Origin of the sequence: Patiriisocius marinistellae (assembly GCF_009014635.1) — a bacterium.
GTDB lineage: Bacteria > Bacteroidota > Bacteroidia > Flavobacteriales > Flavobacteriaceae > Patiriisocius > Patiriisocius marinistellae.
In genome coordinates, this window is sequence record NZ_BKCF01000004.1 from 293,775 (window position 1) to 315,183 (window position 21,409).

The window sequence follows — 21,409 nt, forward strand, 5'->3', positions numbered from 1 at the left end:
ATAAACTGATTATAACGAAATGTAATTTACCGTATTATAACTGGCGAAAGTTCTTTAATAGTAAATAGACTAAAGTCAATTTTTCCTACCTTGCTTTAAACAAAACAACCCTATTATGAAAATACTAATTTGGCTTCTCGCCATAATCTGCATTCTTACACTATTGTTGTATTTTGTAGTGGGGCCTATCATGAAAAATGTAACAAAAAAACACAGTCCAGAACAAACTGTGGAATATAGAACTAACAACCTAACATTAAGTACAACATATAGCAGTCCCTCAAAGAAAGGCAGAATTATTTTTGGAAAGCTCGTCCCTTATAATCAAGTATGGCGTACAGGCGCAAATGAAGCTACCACTTTTTCAACTAATAAAAACCTACTAATAGATGGTGAGTTATTGCCTGCTGGAGTTTATACGTTATGGACAATTCCTGGAGAAAAAACTTGGAAGGTCATTTTTAATAAAAAACAATACGAATGGGGAGTAACTATTGTAGGTCAAAAACCATCTAGAAAACCAGAACATGACGCACTAATAACCGAAGTGACTACTGTACAAAACTTTGCTCCTGCAGAGAACTTTACCATCAAATTTGTGGAGACGCAACTTGGAGTGACAATGATTTTTTCTTGGGACAAAGTTGCTGTGCCAGTTAGTATTACAGTTATATAATAAATTTTCAGTATAGACCTGTCATAATGCAATTTGAGCAGGTATCATTAACAAGTAATTTAATTTTATTGGCATTTTTTAAAAATACGAGACTAGCAAAAAAAGTAAAAGCCTGCAATATTTAATTGCAGGCTTTTGCATTCAATAAAATGGTAATACTATTCTAATACCATCAAATTAAGTGTTACGTCAATATTATCACGAGTTGCTCTTGAAAATGGACATACTTCATGTGCTTCATTAATCAACTCCTCTCCCTTTTCTGTATCTACACCAGGCAAAACACAATCAAGAACTGCTGCTAATTGCAAGTTTCCTTTATCTGTTTTATGAATACTAATAGTTGCAGAAACTTCAATATCACCATCTAACTTTACATCATGTTTTGAAGCAATTAATCCTAATGCTCCGCCAAAACAAGCAGCATACGCACTACCAAAAAGTTGCTCAGGATTTGTCCCATCACCACCGTCTCCACCCATTCCTTTAGGAACAGATAAGTTTAAATCTATAGGCCCGTCTTCACTCTTTACATGGCCTTTTCTCCCACCTACTGCTGTTGAAGTAGCTTCATATAATTTTTTCATCTTTTTGTTTTTTAATATTTAGTGACAACAAGATACTAAGCAAACTACGTTTTTTAAAACCTAGATTCATAAAATATTCATAAATTCGAATTGTGAGCAAAAAAGAGAAAAATACAAGTGCGTTGAATGAAAAACAAGGTGTAGAGCAACCCGCAACCTTAAGTAAAACAGCCGCCGAAAAGTTAAAAAACCAACGTAAAAAAAAGCAATCGGTTGATGAGCTAGTTAATGGTATTATTAATGGAGATAAAACGGCACTTAGCCGAGCTATCACAATGATTGAAAGCACTGCACAAAAACATCAACAGCAAGCAAAAGCGCTTATAAAACATTGTCTTCCCTATGCAAACAACGCTGTTCGCATAGGGATTACAGGTGTTCCAGGCGTTGGAAAAAGCACTTTTATTGAGCAATTTGGCATATCACTAACACAGAGTGGAAAAAAAGTAGCCGTACTCGCCGTTGACCCAAGTAGCTCTGTAAGTAAAGGAAGCATCCTAGGCGATAAAACCCGAATGGAATCTTTAGTTAAAGACGCAAACGCTTTTATTAGACCTTCCTCAAGCGGTGACTCTCTTGGAGGTGTTGCCCGTAAAACTAGAGAAGCTATTATTTTATGCGAAGCTGCTGGCTACACGCACATAATTATTGAAACTGTAGGCGTAGGCCAAAGTGAAACCGTCGTACATTCCATGACCGACTTTTTTTTACTTCTGAAATTAGCTGGAGCTGGAGATGAATTGCAAGGAATAAAACGCGGAATTATAGAAATGGCAGATGCCATTGTAATCAATAAAGCCGATGGCGAAAACGTTAAAGCCGCAAAACTAGCAAAAACCGAATTTAACCGAGCACTCCACCTCTACCCTCCTAAAACGAATGGATGGACTGCAAAAACATTAACGTGCAGTGCTCTCAACAATAATGGTATTACCGAAGTTTCAAGAATGATTTCTGATTTTATTTCTGAAATGAAAAAAGCTGGGCACTTTCAAAAGAAACGGATTGAGCAACATAAATTTTGGTTACTTCAAACTGTAGAGAGTAGATTAAAAAGTGATTTTTACAACAATACTACAATTAAGAAGGAATTAAAATTTCAGCTAGAAAAAATAGAAGCGAATGAAACTACGCCATTTGAAGCTGCTGATGTTTTATTAGAGATGCTTTAATCTTCTAAAATCTTTTAAGTTTGTCCGTTTGAGCGTAGTTGAGAATTATGTATTTTTTTTAAATCACAAATCTTTAAACCAATCAATCTGCGCTTGCAACCCCTCTTCCATTGAAGTATTAGGATTATAATTCAGCAACTTTCTTGCTTTATCTATATTTGCTTTTGTACGTGATTGGTCACCAGGACGAGCTGGTTTTTTATCAATTGCTATTTTAGTATTAAGTAGTTGTTCTACAATTTCAATTCCTGTAGCTGTAGTATTTTCTTCTTCTGTACCGAGGTTGAATATTTCTCCGTTTGTTACTTTTTCTTTGCCAATAACACTTACAATTCCATCCACAATATCTTGCACGTAAGTAAAACTGCGCAGGTGTTTTTCACTCCCTTCAAATAATGGAAATACTTTATTATTAAGGCCACAATCAATCAATCTTGTGTACAATTTATCTGGGCGTTCGCGTGGACCGTATACAGAATATAATCGTAATGAACATCCTGAGACTAAACCACGACGAGCATAAGCAAGTATTAATTGCTCAGCTGCTAACTTTGTGACCCCATACCAAGAAACTGGCAGTGGAGCTTCATTTTCGGTAAGTGTTGCTTCTAATCCATAAATGGAAGATGTAGCAATATTTACGATAAATGGTGGGTTTTCTAAATTTTCAATCGCATCCATCACACGCTGGGTTGCAATTACATTATTACTCAAATAATCATCGAACGAACTGGTTGCTGAAATTCCAGGGTGGGCTGCAAAATGAAAAATATAATCTAAATCTTTAGGAAATAAAGTCTCTAAATGCTCTATCCTCAAATCTCCTTCAATAAAAGTAACGCCTGCCTTTTGAATGCTTTGAGTATTTTTCTTTTTAAGATTGATATCGTAATACACTGAAAAATTATCAATTCCATAAACGGTATGCCCCAGCTTCGCTAATCTTTCGGAAGTGTGGGAGCCTATAAATCCAGCAGCACCTGTTACTAATATTCTCATTTACTAAAGGGGTTGAATGATTAAAATTTTCGCGTAAGCTGTAAAAATAACATCTTTTTTATCCGCAAGCTTTTAAATTAGCCGCATTATTTAAAAAAGGAATACTTTTGCAAAAATAACCGCACCTATTTTATGTATCAATTTACAATTATTGTTCCCGTTTATAATGAAGAAGATAATCTTGAACGTGTTGAAAAAGAATTATTAGCTTACACTAAAATTGCCACAAAAAAGACTAAAATCTTATTTGTAAATGACGGCTCAAAAGATAAAAGCCAAACGATGATAGAAGCTATTTGCGCACGCAATGAAGCTTTCAGTTTCTTAAATTTTAGAGAAAACAGAGGTTTAAGTGCAGCGATTAAAGCTGGCTTTGACGCAGTTGACACAGAATTATTGGGATATATTGATAGTGATTTACAAACTGCGCCAGAGGATTTTAATTTATTACTTGCGCAAAGTAATACGTACGATTTAGTAACAGGAGTTCGATCGAACCGCAAGGATTCTTTTGTAAAAAATATGTCTTCCACAATTGCAAATGGAATTCGTCGTGCATTTACTGATGATGGAATGGACGACACTGGGTGTCCATTAAAAGTTATAAAAACAGAATATGCGAAACGCATACCTATGTTTGAAGGGTTGCACCGTTTTTTACCTGCAATGATCTTATTACAAAATGGTAAGGTTTTACAGGTACCCGTACAGCATTTTCCACGTGTTGCAGGTACGGCAAAATTTGGAGTGTGGAATCGCCTCTTAGGCCCTTTGATGGATTGTTTTGCTTATTTATGGATGAAGAAAAAATATATCAACTATACTATTGAAAGTAAAGGATGAGTAGTTGGCTTATTTACAGCATAGGTTTTATTGCGCAATTACTCTTCTCTGGGAGGTTATTGTTACAGTGGCTTTTATCTGAAAAAAGCAAAAAAGTTGTTACGCCTTCTGTTTTTTGGAAACTTAGCTTACTCGCCTCTTTTTTACTCTTTGTATATGGTTATTTAAGAGATGACTTTGCTATAATGCTAGGTCAAGCACTTACTTATTATATATATATACGCAATTTACAATTGCAGGGAGAATGGCAAAAAGCAAATAAAATTGTACAGATTTTCTTGCTTATTTTCCCCATTATTATTGTGATTTATGGTTATAATAATGGAGAATATGATGTAGAAAAGTTATTTAAAAATGATGCCATACCATTATGGTTACTCGTCTTAGGGATTGTTGCCCAAATTATTTTTACTCTGCGTTTTATTTACCAATGGTTATATAGCGAAAAAAACAAATCATCTGAGTTGCCTGTTGGATTTTGGCGCATGAGTGTTGTAGGTGCTGCTTTAATTTTAACCTATGCCATATTACGTGAAGATCCTGTATTATTTGTAGGACATTGTGCAGGGTTAATAATTTACATTCGTAATATTTTTATCTGGAAAAGACAACTTGATGGAGCAAATAAAGAAAAATAATATACTGTTATTAGTAATCGCATGCATTGCTATCTTTTTTATAAATCTAGATGCAATCTGGGTAAATATCATGGAAGCTCGCAATTTTGCAACAGCGCGCGAAATGTTACAAGATAACAATTGGTTGCTAACAACACTAAACGGAGAACCACGCTATCAAAAACCACCTTTACCTACTTGGCTTACTGCAATTTCTGCGGGAATATTTGGATTAAAAAGCTTATTTGCTATGCGACTTCCAGCGGCATTGATCACCCTTGTTCTCGTATTAACCTCCTATAAATTAGCATTAAAATATACCGCACATAAAACATACTCCTTTATTAGTGCACTCATTTTAGCGACATCATTTTACATAGTTTTCTCAGGCCGAAATGGGCAGTGGGATATTTTTACACATGGATTTATGATGGTGTGTATTTACCAAATGTATTTATTTTTCACTTCGGAAAAGAGGAAATATATGCACATTATTATTGCTGCACTATTTTTTGGTTGTTCCTTTATGAGTAAAGGTCCTGTGTCACTTTATGCATTATTACTACCATTTTTAATCGCGTATGGTTTTACGTACAAATACCAAAACTTTAAATCGCGCATAATTCCAATAGTTTTGTTTTTAGTTATCGCTTTAGTGCTCTCCGGTTGGTGGCATTATTATACTTATATCAAAGACCCAGAAACAGTACTTGCCATAACAAACAAAGAAACTGGGAACTGGACAAGTTATAACGTACGCCCATTTTATTATTACTGGAGCTTCTTTACGCAAAGTGGAATTTGGACAATCCCCGCATTTATTAGTTTGCTGTATCCCTATTTAAAAAACAGAGTATTTAATAAAAAAGCGTATTTATTTACCTTTTTATGGACAATGGCTTCGGTTGTGTTATTATCAATTATTCCTGAAAAAAAATCTAGATACCTTCTTCCAGTTTTAATTCCTTTGGCATTGAATTGCGGGTTTTATATTGAATATCTCTTTAGACGTTTTTCTGAAATTCGTAACAAAAGAGAAACGGTACCAGTGTATTTTAATTTTGGTTTGATTGGGCTTATTGGAGTAGTTTTTCCAATAATAGGTTTTGTGTTTTTAAAAGATGCTAACCTTGGTGCTAAGTGGATTTGGTTTGCATTATTATCGATAACTTTGTTCACTTTAGGTCTTTTGATTTTCAAAAACTTGAAATTAAAAAAAATACGTCCCGTTTTCTTTTTAACCATTGCTTTTATTGCGAGTATTACGTGTTTTGGGCTTCCTTTAGCAAAATCAACACAGGTGAATCCTGACTATAAAGCAATGAGTGAATTAAGGGAATGGCAGGTTGAAAATGACAATCTTCCAATTTATGATTTGACATTTTTTACTCCTGAAATGATTTGGGATTTTGGTGATACTATTCCGTTATTTTTTGATGACGAAGTGAATATCATTAAAAACAATAAAAAGTTTGGAATTCTTGTTGCCGAACATGACGAGGAGTTATTTAAAGAAACGTTTGTTGATGGTGGAAATTTCAGAATAGAGAAAATTACTCGCTACGATATGAACCCGCAACCTGTTGGTAATAGACAACATAAGACTAGATTATGGCGGGATTTCTTTGTGGTTACTGTTACTTCAAAGGAGATACAAGAATAATTTTATTTAAAAACCCTCCTTAGACATCTCTTCTTTGTGGGATGATAAATTGTTCTTGTCTTTTATTGTTATTGAAATTTAATCTGTGCCCATTTGTTTAAACGGAAGATTCCATACCCAATCCATGCGCCAAAAAACATGCCTGTAATGATATCTAACGGATAATGTACGCCTAAATAAATACGACTATACGCTACAACCGCTGCCCAAAAAAGTAAAATAAAGGGAAGGTATTTGTAATATGGCTTTAAAAGTAATCCTAAAAATACAGCTGCTGCCATGGTACTCGCGGCGTGTGCTGAGAAATACCCGTAACGACCACAGCCATCTGCTACAAAACGCATGTGCTCTTGTATAGCCTCAACTCTACAAGGTCTTGGGCGTTTAAATAAAATATATTTAAAGAGGCTCGCTAATTGATCACTTGCAGTCACCATTAATGCGGCACAAACCATTATTATAAGTGTAGAACGTAAGCCAAATTGCTTGAATACTAAATATAACAAGAACGCATACAATGGGATTGAAGACCATTTTTCGGTTACGATTTTCCAAAAACCATCCCAACTCGTATTCCCCAAGTTATTGAGAAATAAGAATAGTTGCTCGTCATATTGCAGTAGTGTTTCAATCATCCTCGTAACGGTCAATTTCTCTATCGTAAAATGCGGTAGCTTCTTTAATGTAATTTTCGGTTTCTGCTTCTAGTTCTTTTTGGTCATGCTGGTCAAACTCTTCTAGCCATTCCACCTCATCGTTTTCAAGGTTGATGATAAAGCGTGGGAACTCTGTATGAATTATAAATATTGCTGTGGGATAATCGCTGTTATCGCCTAAAAGGTATTTTGGGAATTCCATTTGAATGATTTGTAATTTATGGTTTATAGTTTATTTGCTTTGACTAAGAATTAATCTTTTTGAAAGATAATTAAATCTTATAAATAAGAGGATCCCTGAAACTGTCAATCCAGCCAGTAATCCTAACCAAATTCCAGTGCTGCCATAATCTGTAAACAATCCTAGATAATACATAATTGGAAATCCAATTGCCCAATAAGCAATAAATGTTATGATTGTTGGGATTTTTACATCTTGCATCCCACGTAAAGTTCCTAGCGCTACGACCTGAATAGTATCGGTTATTTGGAATATCGCAGAGACTAATAATAGTTGGGCTGCAATAGAGACTACCTCAGCATTATTTTTAAATTCTAAAGGATTATCATAATCTAAATACATTTTAGGAAATGCTGTGTTAAATATTAAAAACATTAATGCAAATACTACAGCACATAAAAATGATAATAAGAAAATTGAAAATGCAATGCGTCGTAAATCTTCAAATCGTTTTAATCCTTTTTGATTTCCCACACGTATCATTGCAACAACACTAAAGCCCATTGCAACCATAAAGGTCATAGAGGATAAATTAAGTGCAATCTGGTTTGCAGCTTGTGGATTCTTCCCTAATATACCAGACAACCATATTGCCGCAGTAAAAATTGCCACCTCAAAAAACATTTGGAGTGCTGAGGGAAACCCTAAATTGACAACTTTTTTCAACATTACTTTTGACAATGTGAATAGTTTTATACCAATTACAAATGGTCTTGACTTCTCTTTTTTATATAACAAGTACCATAAATAAAGTACCATTATCACTCGTGAAACAAGTGTACCAATAGCGGCTCCTACAACACCTAATTCTGGTGCACCCCATTTTCCAAAAATGAACATATAGTTAAGCAACACATTAACCAAGTTTGCTAAAACAGTAGCGTACATTGGGTATCTTGTTAAAGACATTCCATCACTAAACTGTTTGAAAGCTTGAAAAATTATTAAAGGAATTAATGAAACAGTAACCAGCGTTAAGTAAGGCATTGCCAGTTCTACAACCTCTGGAGGTTGTTTCATTGTATACATTACTGGCTTTGCAATAAAAACGGTTGCTGCAAGCAAAACGCTTAAAACTATACATAAAAACAAACCATGCTTAAAAGATGATTTCCCTTTTTCGAAGTTTCCTTCTGCATCAGCTTCTGCAACTAATGGAGTTATAGCTGTTGAAAACCCAATCCCTAAAGACATGGCAACAAACATAAAACTATTCCCTAAGGAGACCGCAGCAAGCTCCGCCGTTCCCAACTGCCCCACCATGATATTATCCACAAGAGCAACCACCGTATGCCCTAACATACCCAAGATTACTGGCATTGCCAGCTTTGTATTATATGAAAACTCTTTAGTGTATTGACTTATGTTCAACGTAAATAAATTTTACGCAAATGTAGGAAATGTGGGAGTTACTTTTTGATTTAAACTTTTGTTATTTCATGGAAATTTGGTTTAAAAAAGAAATAGATATTTAAACATAAATATATTTATTTTTATGCATTAATCTATAAATGTTTCTGAAGATAGCCTCCCTTATATATTACAATTTTACTACATTGAAATCTTATCAAAATTATATATTATTACATCAAAAAAATATGCAATCTAAAGCCACAACCCCAGAACAGTATCTAGCAGAACTTCCCGAAGAACGCAAAAATATAGTCTCAAAACTTAGAAATATTATTCTCAAAAATCTTCCAGATGGTTTTGAAGAATGCATGAATTATGGCATGTTGGGTTACGTTGTCCCCCATTCAATTTATCCTAATGGCTACCATTGTGACACCACTCAACCATTACCATTTATGAACCTAGCTTCACAAAAAAACAGTGTTAATTTATATCATTCTGGTATTTATAGTGATCCTGAGCTTTTAAAGTGGTTTACCGAAGAACACAGCAAAGTCATTAAAACAAAGCTAGATATGGGAAAAAGCTGTATTCGATTTAAAAATGAAAGCCGCATTCCATTTGACCTCATTGGTCAATTAGCAAGTAAAACAACTGTTAATGAATGGATTGCCACCTATGAAAGTGTTATAAAAAAATGAGAGGTTCTAAAAGTTCTTCGGAAATGAATAACATCGTAGCTCATTTTCTTAATATTCCAGTAGTTGATTTATTTTCTAAAAAATTTCCATATCAACCATTTATATTTCCAGAAGAGAAGATTGATAAAATTACTTCGGAAATTTCTGGCGTTCAACTACCTAATATTATTCTAGGAAAGCAAGCTGAATTTCTTTTTGAATTGTTACTAAAAAATTCTAAAACAATTGAATTACTTGCTGCTAACATCCAGATTAATGCTAAAAAACAGACTATTGGCGAACTTGATTATTTAATTAAAAATAAACTTAGCAACCAGATCATTCACATAGAACTAGCCTGCAAATTCTATCTTTTTGACGAGTCTAGTAGTACAACTTTTGAAGAAAAATGGATTGGACCCAACCGAAAAGATACACTGTTTGACAAAGTAGTAAAATTTAAAAAAAAACAATTTCCGCTACTTTTTAACCCATTTGCTACTCCCTCATTAGAAGCGGCAAAAATTAATACTGAAAAAATATTTCAGCAATATTACTTAACCTCATCTTTTTATGTTCCTAAAAGGTTTGATGTTCAAAAGCTTCCTACAGCATACCAACAATGTATTGTAGGCACTTGGGTTTATTTTGAAGATTTAATTTTTGAAGATGACTGTAAATATGCTATGCCTTCAAAAAGAGAGTGGTTATTACCATCTTCTAAAATTGTAGAATGGTTTAACCCATATGAAATTAAGGCTAAAATTTCCGAAGAAATAAAAAATAAAAGAGCGCCGCAGGTTTATAAAAAACAGGGCGCTCAAATTTCAAAATTCTTTGTTGTTTGGTGGAATACTCAATAACACATTAATTTTTAATTTGTGCTGCTGAGTTTTTAACACCATATTTATCCATTAAATAGATAAGACTTGTCATTGTGGCAGCTCCAAGTTCTAATTCTCTTTTATTGACTGCATCAAACGTGTCACTTTCTGCATGATGGTAATCAAAATAACGCTGAGAATCTGGACGTAATCCAGCTAAAACTATCCCGTCCTTTTTTAATGGACCAATATCTGCTCCACTACCTCCCTTTTCAAAATAATGAATTAGGTAGGGCTTAAATAATTGCTCCCAACTCTGGATTTGAGCAAAATTTGCATCGTCGCAATCAAAAGAAAATCCTCGTGGGGTAAATCCTCCACTATCACTTTCTAAAGCAAAAACATGATTTTCTTTTTTAAGGTTAGCTTGAGTAGCATACTCACGACCTCCTCGTAATCCGTTTTCTTCATTCATAAAAAGTACCACTCTAATGCTATGCTCTGGCTTATAACCAGTTTTTTTCAATAAACGCAACACATCCATTGATTGTACTACTCCTGCCCCATCATCATGCGAGCCATCACCTAAATCCCAAGAATCCAAGTGTCCACCAACAATCATATATTTATTAGGGTATTTACTCCCTGTGATTTCTCCAATAACGTTGTGTGACTGTACATCTGGAAATACTTTACAATTTTGTTTAAAATAGAAATTTAAATTTGGGATTAATTTTAAGGTATTACTCAATTTGTCTGCGCCGTTGGTACTAATTGCACAGGCAGGAATTCTCTGGCTTTCTGGCAAATCACCGTAACTCATAGCTCCTGTGTGTGGAAAATCATCTTGACGAAGATTCATACTACGTACTACAATCCCTACTGCGCCATATTTTGCAGCTTCGGCAGCGCCGCTATACCGCTGATCTACACAACCACCGTAGGCTTCAAAAGTATGAATCAAATCTGCCTGCATTGGTCGATTATAGAACACTATCTTTCCTTGAATCTTTTCTTTTCCTAAAACGGCTAATTCTTCTAAACTTTTTACTTCAATAACTCCCGCTTTTAAACCAGCATTAGGAGTTGCAACCGAACCTCCTAAAGCACAAATATCCATTATACTTGTAATTCCGGGACCTGTTTCCATAAAAGAATACTCTTTTAATCCTCTCACCCATTTAGGAACCATAACTGGTTGCAACCACACTTTATCTAACCCTAATTTATCAAGTTCTGCTTGCGTATATTTTACGGCTTTTTCTGCATTTGCTGATCCAGAAAGACGTCCTCCTATTTTATTTGAAAGATGGTCCAACCAATCATAACTTTTACCGTCAAGTAATGATGCATTATAAATTTTACGTAGTTGTATAGAGTCTTCTTTATTTACTTTTTGAGCAAACAACACAGTAGTTGTTAATAGTAGGATGGTGAAAATAGAAATTTGTTTTTTCATTCTAAAATATTAATTAGTGTAGTATCTCGTTAAAACGACTATAGTTTCATTGATTCTTTAAATTTATTCCCCTTCAAGTCTAGCAATAAACTCATCTATTCTTGCCTTTGTTTTATCATCAAGTTCTGGCTCTTTTATATCATTGTATTTTTGAAGCTCTTGCAACATTATACTCGCAACGGTAAGCCTGGCAGATGGTTTATCGTCTGACGGGATAACATACCATGGAGCGTGTTCTTTTGAAGTACGGTTTAAAATATCTTCATAACAACGCATATAATCACTCCATAAATCACGCTCATCCAAATCACCCGCAGAAAATTTCCAATTTTTATTTGTCTTTCTTAATCTACGTAACTGTCTATTTTTTTGTTCTTCCTTTGAAAGGTTTAAAAAGAATTTAAAAATAATTGTTCCATTTTCTGCAATGGTTTTCTCAAAGTTATTAATTTGTTCAAAACGCTTGTCCCAAAATTTTTCGTCAATATCTTCTACGCTATCAACATGAGGCAAATTTTCACCCATAATATACTCAGGGTGAACTCTTGTAACTAATACGTTTTCATAATGTGTTCTATTAAAAACACCAAACTTTCCTCGAGCGGGCAAAGCAATATAGTGCCTCCACAAAAAGTCGTGTTTCTTCTCAAGTTCAGTAGGTACTTTAAAACTATGCACAACAACTCCTCTTGCATTAAAATCTTTAAAAACCTCGCGTATCAAACTATCCTTACCTGCTGCATCCATACCTTGCAAACAAACTAATACTGCATATTTACCATGTGCATACAAGGTGTCTTGCAACTCTCCTAATCGCTCTCGTGTGTCTTCAAGTTCATCCTCAATATCGTCTTTTGAAGCTTTTAAATCGATAAATGTTTTAGTGTCTTCTATCGTTACTTTAGTTGTTACTTTATATTCTGAAATGTTAATGGATTTCATAAATTGCTATTGTTTTATGTTACGTAAAATACGGAAAAAGATTCTAAAACTATCAAGTAGTTAATAGACGATAGTCGATGATTTTATATTACAAAATTTTTTAAAATTACTTCTAAAATTAAAAAACCTGTAACAATCTTTAATGGATTATCACAGGTATTAAATCTTTAAAATTTTCGCGGAAGCTAAAATATAGTTTTATTTAGTAGCAAAAAGTTTTACATCGTTTTCACTTACTTCCTCTCCACCTAAAATTATAAGACGCTCAATTACATTACGAAGTTCACGAATGTTTCCAGTCCAGTCGTACTCTTGAAGTAATTTAATAGCTTTTTCAGAGAATTTTTTCTGAGATGTTCCATGTTCATTAGCTATACGCTTTGTAAAATATTCAATCAATAATGGAATATCTTCTCTACGCTCATTCAATGCTGGCACTTTTATCAAAATCACTGCAAGACGATGGTATAAATCCTCTCTAAAGTTCCCTTCGGCAATTTCCTTTTTTAAATCTTTATTAGTTGCAGCAACTACACGTACATCTACTTTAATATCCCTATCACTCCCTACACGTTGCACTTTATTTTCTTGTAATGCTCTAAGTACTTTTGCTTGAGCAGAAAGGCTCATGTCACCAATTTCATCTAAAAAAATTGTTCCTTTATTTGCAGCTTCAAATTTTCCTGCACGATCTTTATTTGCTGAAGTAAACGCTCCTTTTACATGACCAAATAACTCACTTTCAATAAGCTCGCTAGGTATCGCAGCACAATTTACTTCAATCATTGGGCCTTTGTGGCGATCACTTTTTTGATGAATCCAGTGCGCTACTAATTCTTTTCCAGTACCATTAGGCCCCGTAATAAATACCCTTGCTTCGGTTTGAGCAACTTTTTCAATCATCTCTTTGATATTGACAATGGCATCACTCTCACCAATCATTTCATAATTTTTACTCACCTTTTTCTTAAGACGCGTGTTTTCTACGACAAGCTCTTTTCTATCTAATGCAATACGAACAGTATTTAAGAGACGATTTAAGTCTGGTGGTTTTGAAATGTAATCAAAGGCTCCTAAACGCATTGTATTAACCGCAGTATCTAAGTCGCCGTGGCCACTAATCATTACCATTGGTGTTTCTGGTTTGATCTTTTTTACGGCTTCTAAAACCTCAACACCATCCATTTTAGGCATTTTGATATCGCAAAGTACTAAGTCATAATCATTATCTTTTATGAGCTCTACTCCTGCAAGACCATCTTCGGCTTCAGTAACTTGATATGTGTCATTTTCCTCGCTTAAAATTTTAACGAGTACACGACGTATTGCCGCTTCATCTTCGATGATTAATATTTTAGGCATATTTAATTATTTAAATTTTTATTTTGATACCTCCACGGGTATAAAAACTTCCTGTGTCATTGATAGTAAATACATCATCATCATTTGCATCCCTTAATCTTACGTCATTGATTATAGTATGACCTCCATATACGTAGAACAAAACATGATCAACAAACTCCCATTCATATCCTAAACCACCTAATAATGTTGTAAAACCTACATTTGAAGCTATTTTTTTTTCATTATTAGCTAATGTAACAACAGTATCATCTTGGATATTTGCAAAAAAACCATCGAGCGTTACAAATCCTTGAAGCTCCATATCTTTTACAAATTCCCATTTTACATTAGATTTAGGAACTCCAAGACCAAAACTCCATTTTGGAGCGAACTCTCTATAATAATTTATAAATGGCAATGGAAATGGACGACCTGCTGTAGTAGAGTAATTTAGTCCTAATACTAACCTCCATGGTTTACGATAATTATCTTTTTCATCATCTCCAGTTTTATCCCAAATTAAATAACCGCTTCCACCAAAAATAATATCTTCCCCTGTCAAACTAGTATTAAAATTTGATGCAGCCTTAACTTCTCCTTGTAGCGCCCATCTTAAATCACTGTTTTTAAATTTGTCTGTATACCCAAGGCTAAATGTAAAAGATTGATAATGCTCTAAGTCTGTTTTATTTATCGCAGCAAGTGTTGCGGGATCTTCTAACTTTAAGAAGAAGTTACGATACTCAAATCCAGTAACAATATAACCATCTTCTCTCACTTGAAATGGAACATTGACAAAAGCCCGAAAACGTTTAAAAGAGTTTTCAGAATTTCCCTGAGGAAAATAAGTATATTCAACCCTACCTAAATCTGTAAGTTGCGCATAACAAAACGGTGCTACCCCCAAGAGGAGAATAGCAATTAAAAAACTTCTCTTCATAAATTGAATGATATTATTTAAGGCTCAATCTACAGATAAGTTGTCTGAATTTTGATTATTTGAATCTAAAGTATTGTTAAAAATATGTACATCTCTTTGTGGGAAAGGAATACTTATTTTATTCTCCCTGAACAAGTTATCAATTCTGAAACGAATTTCACTTTTTATTCTTGGGTCTGCAAAACTATCATTTAAAAAAAATAAAACGCTAAAAACCAATGCAGAGTCACCAAAATCTTCAAAAAGAACAAAAGGTTTTGGACTTTTTAAAACACCTCTTTGCTCATGTACGCTTTGTATTAATAATTTTTCAACAAGTTTTGTATCGCTTCCGTATGCAACTCCAACACGCACAAGTTCTCTAGTTGTACGGTGATTTTGGGTATAGTTGTAAATTGTCTCGGTAATAAATTTGTGATTGGGGATTATAATAATTTTATCATCTCTTGTAATTGCTCTTGTAGTTCTAAGCTTTATATCAATGATACGACCTACTTTGCCATCTACCTCAATAATATCACCCACTAATAGAGACTTATCAATTATAATAAAAACACCTCCTATTACGTCTTGAAACAATTCTTGCAGCGCAAGACCAAGTCCAACTAATAATGCTGCTGAAGCTGCTAAGAAAGGAGTAATATTTATACCAGAGACACTAAGCACTACAAATATTACTACTACATAAGTAATATATTTGATAAATTTAAAAACACTAATAAACTTATTAGTATCCTGCGTGTCCATTTTTCGGGTAAAGAATACTCTAATCCATTTCAACACAAAAGTTGCTAATAAAAAAGCTAAAACGACAGCAATAATAGCCCAAGGAGTAATTTTTACTAAATGTTCTTTGTCACCAAATTCAATAATTTCATAACTCAAAAAATCTTGAATGGTTCCCCAAACATCTTCCTCAACAACCTCTTTTATTTTATCAGCAACTTTTTCTTCTTGCACGTGTTTCTAGTATTTAAGCCATTTAATTAACTCCTTATATGTTGGTTTTTTTCCGTACATTAATATTCCTACACGATATATTTTTGCAGCAAACCAAACAATCCCCATAAAAGTAGCAAATAAAATGACTACTGAAATTATTTGTTGCCAAATAGGAACTCCAAAAGGAATTCTCATCAACATTACCACTGGTGAAGTAAATGGAATATAGCTAAAAATTTGTGCCACAATACCGTGTGGATTTTCAATAACAGTAAAGAAACCTACATATACAGCAAGAATTAACGGCATTAAAATAGGTAACATAAACTGCTGTGTATCTGTCTCACTATCTACTGCTGCACCAATTGCCGCATATAAAGAAGCATATAATAAATAACCACCTATAAAGAATAGCAAAAACATTATAATTAAATTAATAAGTGGTAAACTCTCATAAGCGCTATAAATTTTCATAGCCATATCTGGAGAGCCTGTTGCGCCTTGTGCTATCATTTCTTGTTGTTGTGCCTGCATCGCTGCGGGATCAATTCCAAAAATTAATGTAACAACAGTACTCAATATTGTTATCAAAACTACCCAAGCTACAAATTGAGTTACTCCCGCTAGAGACGTTCCTATAATTTTACCTAGTAGTAACTTAATAGGCTTTACTGAAGAAATAATTATTTCAACAATTCTACTTGTCTTTTCTTCAATAACACTACGCATAATCATATTACCATAAATAATGATAAACATAAAAAGCAAGTAACCTGCTGCCCCACCAAAAATTAACTTTGCAAATGAACCTTCTTTTGAGGTTTCTTCTCCCTTAAATGATTCCTGTCTAGTCTCCACAATAACGCGTAATTCTTCAATGCGAGAAGCATCAATATTATTTTCTTTTAAAATAGCGCCATTAACCTTATCCTCAATATTATTTTCAATTTTAGAAATAACACTTAGTGAAGGTGATTCTTCTGAATAAAATGTGGTTTGTTTCGCTAAATCTGTAATGTGGAGGGTCTTTGGAATATGTAATAATCCATAATTTCCTGAATCCTCATTGAGTTTTTTGGCTTCTTCTAGCGTAATACCCGAAAGAATATTAAATTTTTGAGTATCTGTATCTTCAAAATCACTAGCAAACATGCCACTTTCATCTAAGACCGAAATTGTACGAACTTTGTCATTATTAACACTTGACAAATAACCTACTAATGCAAAAATACCCACAAATATTAACGGACTCAAAAAGGTCATTATTATAAAAGACTTGTTGCGTACTTTATTAATATATTCTCTCTTAATAATTAAAGGAAGGTGATTCATAACTGTTTAGTTTTTTTGTACGGTTTCAATAAAAATATCATTTGCGCTCGGAATCACTTCAACAAAATGGTTTAGTTGCCCTTTAGATGTTAAAAAGCTTACTAACTCATTTGGCGCTACATTTTGAGGGATTTTTATTTTATACTGTAACTCATCATTAATACTTTTAAATGATGCTGGTTGCAAATCAAATCTTTCTTTTAATGCAGTCGTTACTGCGGTTTTATCATCTGTAAGCAAACCTACCTCAAAAGTATTTGATTGATATGCTCTTTTAATATCAATTAATTTACCATCTAAAATTTTATTAGATTTATTGATTAAAGCAATATGATCGCACATTTCTTCTACACTTTCCATGCGGTGTGTAGAAAAAATTATTGTAGCACCGTCATCTCTGAGTTTTAAAATTTCATCTTTAATAAGATTTGCATTAATTGGATCAAAACCACTAAATGGCTCATCAAAAATGAGCAATTTTGGCTCATGTAGTACGGTAACAACAAATTGGATTTTTTGAGCCATACCCTTACTCAATTCTTGGATTTTTTTATTCCACCAATCTCCAATTTCTAAACGCTCAAACCAGTATTTTAATCTTTTTTTTGCTTCTACCTTACTGAGGCCTTTTAACTGAGCTAAATAAACACATTGCTCTCCCACTTTCATTGATTTATACAACCCTCTTTCTTCGGGAAGGTATCCTATGTTTTGTATATGATGTGGTTGTAATGTTTCTCCATCTAAAAAAACTTTCCCACTATCTGGCATCGTAATTTGATTAATTATACGAATAAGTGTTGTTTTCCCTGCACCGTTAGGACCTAAAAGTCCAAATATACTTCCTTTGGGGACTTCAATAGTCACATTGTTTAATGCAGTAAAATTTCCGTAGGATTTGGAAACATTTTCAGCTTTCAGTAGATATTCCATAGTAAGATTTATAGTTGGCAAATGTATTGAATTGAGAAGAACTTGCCTTCTCAAACCGTATCATTTTTATGCTTCGTTAGTAGGTTGATAATATTAATTGTTACAGAAAAACTAACAAAATAATTTTTACCAACGTTGTATAAGTTAAAATTACAAACTTGTTTTATACAAAAACAAAACCCTCCCTCAATTTGCATTGAGGGAGGGAAAAAAATTGCTATGAAAAAGAAAAATTATCACCACTAAGAAGTAGTGATATCCAAATATAATAAAATTTCTTAATGAAACGTTAATTATGAGAACATATCTTTAACTTTTTCAAAAAAAGACTTATCTTCTTTTTCAGGTTTGGGCTGAAAGTGACTGTCATCAGTCATTTTTTCAAAAAATTCTTTTTGTTCTTTATTTAATGTTTTAGGTGTCCACACATTAACATGCACTAACAAATCACCTGTTCCATATCCATTTATGCTTGGAATTCCTTTTTTTCTTAATCTCAAAATCTTTCCACTCTGTACTCCACTATCTATTGGGATTCTTACTTTTCCTGTAACTGTATCAATTTCTTTTGAAGTTCCTAAGGCTGCTTCTGAAAAACTAATATACATATCATAGTGAAGGTTATCACCTTCTCTTTGCAAATGCTCATGAGGAATCTCTTCAATAGCGACTAATAAATCTCCCGCTATTCCATTACCAGGTGCATCGTTCCCCTTACCAGTAACTTTTAATTGCATTCCATCAACAACTCCCGCAGGTATTTTGATAGAGACAGTTTCTTCTGTAGAAAGCATTCCACTAGCATCTGCGTTTGATGGCTTGCTGTCCACGGTTTGCCCAGCGCCACCGCAAGTACTACATGTAGCACTTGTTTGCATACGTCCTAAAATGGTATTCTGGATTTTAGTAACCTGACCTTGTCCATTACAAGTTTCGCAAGTTTTAAAGGTGGTTCCTTTAGCTACTTTTTTGCGTTTAACTTTGATTTTCTTTTCAACACCATTAGCAATTTCCTCAAGAGTCAACTTAACTCTAATACGAAGGTTACTCCCTTTTACTGTTCTACGGCCACCACCGCCACCAAAACCTCCAAAACCACTAAAGCCACCACCGCCACCTCCAAAGATGTCACCAAACTGGCTAAAGATGTCGTCCATATTCATGCCGCCACCGCCGAAACCACCGCCGCCTTCAAAGGCGCGATGACCATACTGGTCATAACGTGCTTTTTTATCTGCATCGCTCAAAACCTCGTAAGCTTCTGCTGCCTTTTTAAACTTTTCTTCAGCAGTGGAATCTCCAGGGTTTTTGTCTGGGTGAAATTCAATTGCCTTTTTTCTATATGCTTTTTTGATTTCAGCAGCAGATGCGCTTTTGCTAATACCTAATATGTCGTAAAAATCGTCTTTCATAAATTATATCCCTTTTCGGGTTCTTTTTTCTGAAATTTTAAAGTTTCGAAAGTTTTAAATCTTCGGAAATTTCCGAAGTAAAAAATTTTATTGCCCTATTACTACTTTAGGATATCTAATAATTTTATCACCTAATAAGTATCCTTTTTCTATAACATCGATAATTTTTCCTTTCATGTCATCGCTCGGAGCAGGGATTTGCGTAATTGCTTCATGCAAATCTGCATTGAAAACATCTCCTGGTTTTGTTTCCGCGACAGAAAGACCTTTTTGCTTTAAGGTTTCTTTCAATTTATTATTGATTAAAGTCATACCTTGAACATGTACGTCTTCTTTGTCATCACTAAACTCATTCATGGCTCTGTCAAAATCATCAAGAATAGGCAATACTGCCACCATCATATCTTGTCCTGCAGTTTTAAAAAGCTCTATACGCTCTTTACTTGTTCGCTTTTTATAGTTTTCAAATTCTGCAAACAAACGAAGATATCTGTCTTTTTCTGCTTGTAATTTTTCCTCAACAGATTCTTCTTCCTGTTGTTCAACTACTTTTTCTGATTCTTCTTTTATAGCTTGTTCAGTATCGTTGATAATTTCTTCTTCAATCACTGTTTTTGTGTTTTTATCTTTATTGCTCATGTTTTTGAGTACTTTTTCATTTTTTTTGAGTGGGTGCAAATGTACTGCCATTATTATAAATTTGTCAAAATGTCACTATCATATTTTAATACTATTTTAAGAATAAATAAATGACCAACAGTTACTTTCGCAATCAATAACTTAAAACAACATACAATGAAAAACCAAGTATTAAATATTACACTTATTGCTGCATTAGCACTAGGATTTACATCATGTAAAAATGAGACAAAAAATGGTGAAACAACTGACGCTAAAGAAGTAGTTGCTGCTCCTTCAAGTGCTGCAATGTACACTGTCAACAAACAAGAGTCAAAAATTATGTGGGAAGGTAACAAGCCTACTGGAGCTCACACAGGTACAATTGCTTTAAATGATGGTTCATTATATGTAAATAATGGCGTTGTGGAAAGCGGTAAAATTATTGTCGACATGAAGAGTATTAATGTTACAGATTTAGAAGCTGGTGATGGAAAAGAAAGTCTTGAACAACATTTAATGGGTACTGTTGAGGGAAAAGAAGGAGACTTTTTTAATGTAAACAAATTTCCAACAGCAAATTTTGAAATTACTGGAACAAAAATGGTTGATGGAATCACTCATTTAAGTGGTAATCTAACGATGAAAGAAAAAACAAACAATGTAACTTTCCCTGTTACAATTTCTGAAGAAGGAAACATTGTTCGTTTAAAGAGTGATAAATTTGAAATTGACCGTACATTATGGGATATTCAATATGGTTCTAAAAAATTCTTCGACAACTTAGGAGATAAATTTATTAGCGATATGATGACATTAGAAATAAATGTTGTTGCTAACAAATAATAAGTATTTCTTTTACAAAAGGGCTCAGTTTTAAAACTGAGCCCTTTTTTTTATAATTTTTTTTTTAATAATCTCAAATATATCTTACTATATAAACTATTTAATTTTTGGAGTCAATTACAATACTCCATCTTTACTTTACAACAAATCCTTAATTTTTTAGATAATTTTAATACTTAAAATCGTCTATAATGGGCAGAGAATAAAATAGTTGTCTTTCATCGCTTTTTTTTATATTTTCGTCGAGATCGTAAAGAATTGCTAATAATAATTTTGCACATATCTTAATTACCCTTATGGTCGAGAATAAGTTTTAGTTTCAATTAAAAA

At 33.6% G+C, this 21,409-nt stretch carries 22 protein-coding genes; 8 read left to right on the forward strand and 14 right to left on the reverse strand.

Features of this window, described 5'->3' with window-relative positions:
* The first annotated feature begins 115 nt into the window (after nt 1-115).
* Nucleotides 116-676 (forward strand): DUF2911 domain-containing protein, encoded by a 561-nt coding sequence (locus tag GB234_RS11690; protein WP_151894747.1) that lies wholly within the window; start codon nt 116-118, stop codon nt 674-676.
* Nucleotides 677-834: 158 nt separating this feature from the next.
* On the opposite strand, the gene GB234_RS11695 is transcribed toward GB234_RS11690, so the two are convergent.
* Entirely contained in the window at nt 835-1,263 is a 429-nt protein-coding gene (locus GB234_RS11695; RefSeq protein ID WP_151894748.1) for an organic hydroperoxide resistance protein, read from the reverse strand.
* Between the two features lie 92 nt (nt 1,264-1,355).
* Here GB234_RS11695 and meaB point away from each other — a divergent pair, with 92 nt between their 5' ends.
* Nucleotides 1,356-2,435 carry a methylmalonyl Co-A mutase-associated GTPase MeaB gene (gene meaB, locus GB234_RS11700; protein ID WP_151894749.1) on the forward strand — a complete coding sequence of 360 codons (1,080 nt, stop codon included), beginning with the start codon at nt 1,356-1,358 and terminating at the stop codon, nt 2,433-2,435.
* 63 nt (nt 2,436-2,498) lie between these two features.
* On the opposite strand, the gene GB234_RS11705 is transcribed toward meaB, so the two are convergent.
* The gene (locus GB234_RS11705) at nt 2,499-3,434 is read right to left on the reverse strand and encodes an NAD-dependent epimerase/dehydratase family protein (protein ID WP_151894750.1); all 936 of its coding nucleotides are present in this window, start codon (nt 3,432-3,434) and stop codon (nt 2,499-2,501) included.
* 132 nt (nt 3,435-3,566) lie between these two features.
* Here GB234_RS11705 and GB234_RS11710 point away from each other — a divergent pair, with 132 nt between their 5' ends.
* The 3 genes from GB234_RS11710 to GB234_RS11720 are packed head-to-tail and all read left to right on the forward strand — an operon-like array spanning nt 3,567 to nt 6,557.
* Nucleotides 3,567-4,277, forward strand: a complete 711-nt coding sequence (locus tag GB234_RS11710) for a glycosyltransferase family 2 protein (RefSeq protein ID WP_151894751.1) — start codon at nt 3,567-3,569, stop codon at nt 4,275-4,277.
* Nucleotides 4,274-4,915: a lipid-A-disaccharide synthase N-terminal domain-containing protein gene (locus GB234_RS11715; protein ID WP_151894752.1), complete on the forward strand. Its 642-nt coding sequence runs from the start codon at nt 4,274-4,276 to the stop codon at nt 4,913-4,915. Before GB234_RS11710 ends, GB234_RS11715 begins: the two co-directional genes overlap by 4 nt.
* Complete coding sequence (locus tag GB234_RS11720; RefSeq protein WP_151894753.1) at nt 4,893-6,557, forward strand: glycosyltransferase family 39 protein; 1,665 nt, start codon at nt 4,893-4,895, stop codon at nt 6,555-6,557. The genes GB234_RS11715 and GB234_RS11720 overlap by 23 nt, the downstream gene beginning before the upstream one ends.
* Before the next feature lie 68 nt (nt 6,558-6,625).
* Here GB234_RS11720 and GB234_RS11725 read toward each other — a convergent pair whose 3' ends face one another.
* The 3 genes from GB234_RS11725 to GB234_RS11735 are packed head-to-tail and all read right to left on the reverse strand — an operon-like array spanning nt 6,626 to nt 8,825.
* On the reverse strand, nt 6,626-7,192 hold the full coding sequence (locus tag GB234_RS11725) for a phosphatase PAP2 family protein (RefSeq protein WP_151894754.1): 567 nt from the start codon (nt 7,190-7,192) through the stop codon (nt 6,626-6,628).
* On the reverse strand, nt 7,185-7,415 hold the full coding sequence (locus tag GB234_RS11730; protein ID WP_151894755.1) for a DUF8828 family protein: 231 nt from the start codon (nt 7,413-7,415) through the stop codon (nt 7,185-7,187). The genes GB234_RS11725 and GB234_RS11730 overlap by 8 nt, the downstream gene beginning before the upstream one ends.
* A gap of 30 nt (nt 7,416-7,445) precedes the next feature.
* Nucleotides 7,446-8,825, reverse strand: coding sequence for an MATE family efflux transporter (locus tag GB234_RS11735; protein WP_151894756.1), 1,380 nt, complete (start codon nt 8,823-8,825; stop codon nt 7,446-7,448).
* 227 nt (nt 8,826-9,052) lie between these two features.
* Here GB234_RS11735 and GB234_RS11740 point away from each other — a divergent pair, with 227 nt between their 5' ends.
* Nucleotides 9,053-9,508, forward strand: coding sequence for a DUF1801 domain-containing protein (locus GB234_RS11740; protein ID WP_151894757.1), 456 nt, complete (start codon nt 9,053-9,055; stop codon nt 9,506-9,508).
* Nucleotides 9,505-10,350 (forward strand): DUF1853 family protein, encoded by an 846-nt coding sequence (locus tag GB234_RS11745; protein ID WP_151894758.1) that lies wholly within the window; start codon nt 9,505-9,507, stop codon nt 10,348-10,350. Before GB234_RS11740 ends, GB234_RS11745 begins: the two co-directional genes overlap by 4 nt.
* 4 nt (nt 10,351-10,354) lie before the next feature.
* Here the strand turns inward: GB234_RS11745 and GB234_RS11750 are convergent, their stop codons facing one another.
* The 9 genes from GB234_RS11750 to GB234_RS11790 form a co-directional block, all read right to left on the reverse strand.
* A complete protein-coding gene (locus tag GB234_RS11750; RefSeq protein ID WP_151894759.1) occupies nt 10,355-11,770 on the reverse strand; it encodes a M20/M25/M40 family metallo-hydrolase in 1,416 nt (471 codons plus the stop codon).
* A 63-nt stretch (nt 11,771-11,833) separates the two neighbouring features.
* Nucleotides 11,834-12,712: a PPK2 family polyphosphate kinase gene (locus GB234_RS11755; protein ID WP_151894760.1), complete on the reverse strand. Its 879-nt coding sequence runs from the start codon at nt 12,710-12,712 to the stop codon at nt 11,834-11,836.
* A 198-nt stretch (nt 12,713-12,910) separates the two neighbouring features.
* Nucleotides 12,911-14,074 carry a sigma-54-dependent transcriptional regulator gene (locus tag GB234_RS11760; protein ID WP_151894761.1) on the reverse strand — a complete coding sequence of 388 codons (1,164 nt, stop codon included), beginning with the start codon at nt 14,072-14,074 and terminating at the stop codon, nt 12,911-12,913.
* A 10-nt stretch (nt 14,075-14,084) separates the two neighbouring features.
* Nucleotides 14,085-14,996, reverse strand: coding sequence for a DUF6268 family outer membrane beta-barrel protein (locus GB234_RS11765; RefSeq protein ID WP_151894762.1), 912 nt, complete (start codon nt 14,994-14,996; stop codon nt 14,085-14,087).
* A 24-nt stretch (nt 14,997-15,020) separates the two neighbouring features.
* Nucleotides 15,021-15,956 carry a mechanosensitive ion channel family protein gene (locus GB234_RS11770; RefSeq protein ID WP_151894763.1) on the reverse strand — a complete coding sequence of 312 codons (936 nt, stop codon included), beginning with the start codon at nt 15,954-15,956 and terminating at the stop codon, nt 15,021-15,023.
* 6 nt (nt 15,957-15,962) lie between these two features.
* Entirely contained in the window at nt 15,963-17,270 is a 1,308-nt protein-coding gene (locus tag GB234_RS11775) for an ABC transporter permease (protein ID WP_151894764.1), read from the reverse strand.
* A 6-nt stretch (nt 17,271-17,276) separates the two neighbouring features.
* Nucleotides 17,277-18,203 (reverse strand): ABC transporter ATP-binding protein, encoded by a 927-nt coding sequence (locus GB234_RS11780; protein ID WP_151894765.1) that lies wholly within the window; start codon nt 18,201-18,203, stop codon nt 17,277-17,279.
* Nucleotides 18,204-18,496: 293 nt separating this feature from the next.
* A complete protein-coding gene (gene dnaJ / locus GB234_RS11785) occupies nt 18,497-19,615 on the reverse strand; it encodes a molecular chaperone DnaJ (protein ID WP_151894766.1) in 1,119 nt (372 codons plus the stop codon).
* An 87-nt stretch (nt 19,616-19,702) separates the two neighbouring features.
* Nucleotides 19,703-20,254, reverse strand: coding sequence for a nucleotide exchange factor GrpE (locus tag GB234_RS11790; protein ID WP_151894798.1), 552 nt, complete (start codon nt 20,252-20,254; stop codon nt 19,703-19,705).
* A 156-nt stretch (nt 20,255-20,410) separates the two neighbouring features.
* Between GB234_RS11790 and GB234_RS11795 the strand changes: the two genes are divergently transcribed.
* Nucleotides 20,411-21,079: a YceI family protein gene (locus GB234_RS11795; RefSeq protein WP_151894767.1), complete on the forward strand. Its 669-nt coding sequence runs from the start codon at nt 20,411-20,413 to the stop codon at nt 21,077-21,079.
* Nucleotides 21,080-21,409: the final 330 nt, after the last annotated feature.

Bases quoted from the DNA above. Each gene is read 5' to 3' on its own strand.
- GB234_RS11795 (WP_151894767.1), top strand. From the start codon at position 20,411: ATGAAAAACCAAGTATTAAATATTACACTTATTGCTGCATTAGCACTA.
- GB234_RS11730 (WP_151894755.1), bottom strand. From the start codon at position 7,415: ATGGAATTCCCAAAATACCTTTTAGGCGATAACAGCGATTATCCCACA.
- dnaJ (WP_151894766.1), bottom strand. From the start codon at position 19,615: ATGAAAGACGATTTTTACGACATATTAGGTATTAGCAAAAGCGCATCT.
- GB234_RS11750 (WP_151894759.1), bottom strand. From the start codon at position 11,770: ATGAAAAAACAAATTTCTATTTTCACCATCCTACTATTAACAACTACT.
- GB234_RS11790 (WP_151894798.1), bottom strand. From the start codon at position 20,254: ATGAGCAATAAAGATAAAAACACAAAAACAGTGATTGAAGAAGAAATT.
- GB234_RS11760 (WP_151894761.1), bottom strand. From the start codon at position 14,074: ATGCCTAAAATATTAATCATCGAAGATGAAGCGGCAATACGTCGTGTA.
- GB234_RS11690 (WP_151894747.1), top strand. From the start codon at position 116: ATGAAAATACTAATTTGGCTTCTCGCCATAATCTGCATTCTTACACTA.
- GB234_RS11720 (WP_151894753.1), top strand. From the start codon at position 4,893: ATGGAGCAAATAAAGAAAAATAATATACTGTTATTAGTAATCGCATGC.
- GB234_RS11755 (WP_151894760.1), bottom strand. From the start codon at position 12,712: ATGAAATCCATTAACATTTCAGAATATAAAGTAACAACTAAAGTAACG.
- GB234_RS11775 (WP_151894764.1), bottom strand. From the start codon at position 17,270: ATGAATCACCTTCCTTTAATTATTAAGAGAGAATATATTAATAAAGTA.
- GB234_RS11745 (WP_151894758.1), top strand. From the start codon at position 9,505: ATGAGAGGTTCTAAAAGTTCTTCGGAAATGAATAACATCGTAGCTCAT.
- GB234_RS11780 (WP_151894765.1), bottom strand. From the start codon at position 18,203: ATGGAATATCTACTGAAAGCTGAAAATGTTTCCAAATCCTACGGAAAT.
- GB234_RS11725 (WP_151894754.1), bottom strand. From the start codon at position 7,192: ATGATTGAAACACTACTGCAATATGACGAGCAACTATTCTTATTTCTC.
- GB234_RS11740 (WP_151894757.1), top strand. From the start codon at position 9,053: ATGCAATCTAAAGCCACAACCCCAGAACAGTATCTAGCAGAACTTCCC.
- GB234_RS11715 (WP_151894752.1), top strand. From the start codon at position 4,274: ATGAGTAGTTGGCTTATTTACAGCATAGGTTTTATTGCGCAATTACTC.
- GB234_RS11705 (WP_151894750.1), bottom strand. From the start codon at position 3,434: ATGAGAATATTAGTAACAGGTGCTGCTGGATTTATAGGCTCCCACACT.
- GB234_RS11710 (WP_151894751.1), top strand. From the start codon at position 3,567: ATGTATCAATTTACAATTATTGTTCCCGTTTATAATGAAGAAGATAAT.
- GB234_RS11695 (WP_151894748.1), bottom strand. From the start codon at position 1,263: ATGAAAAAATTATATGAAGCTACTTCAACAGCAGTAGGTGGGAGAAAA.
- GB234_RS11765 (WP_151894762.1), bottom strand. From the start codon at position 14,996: ATGAAGAGAAGTTTTTTAATTGCTATTCTCCTCTTGGGGGTAGCACCG.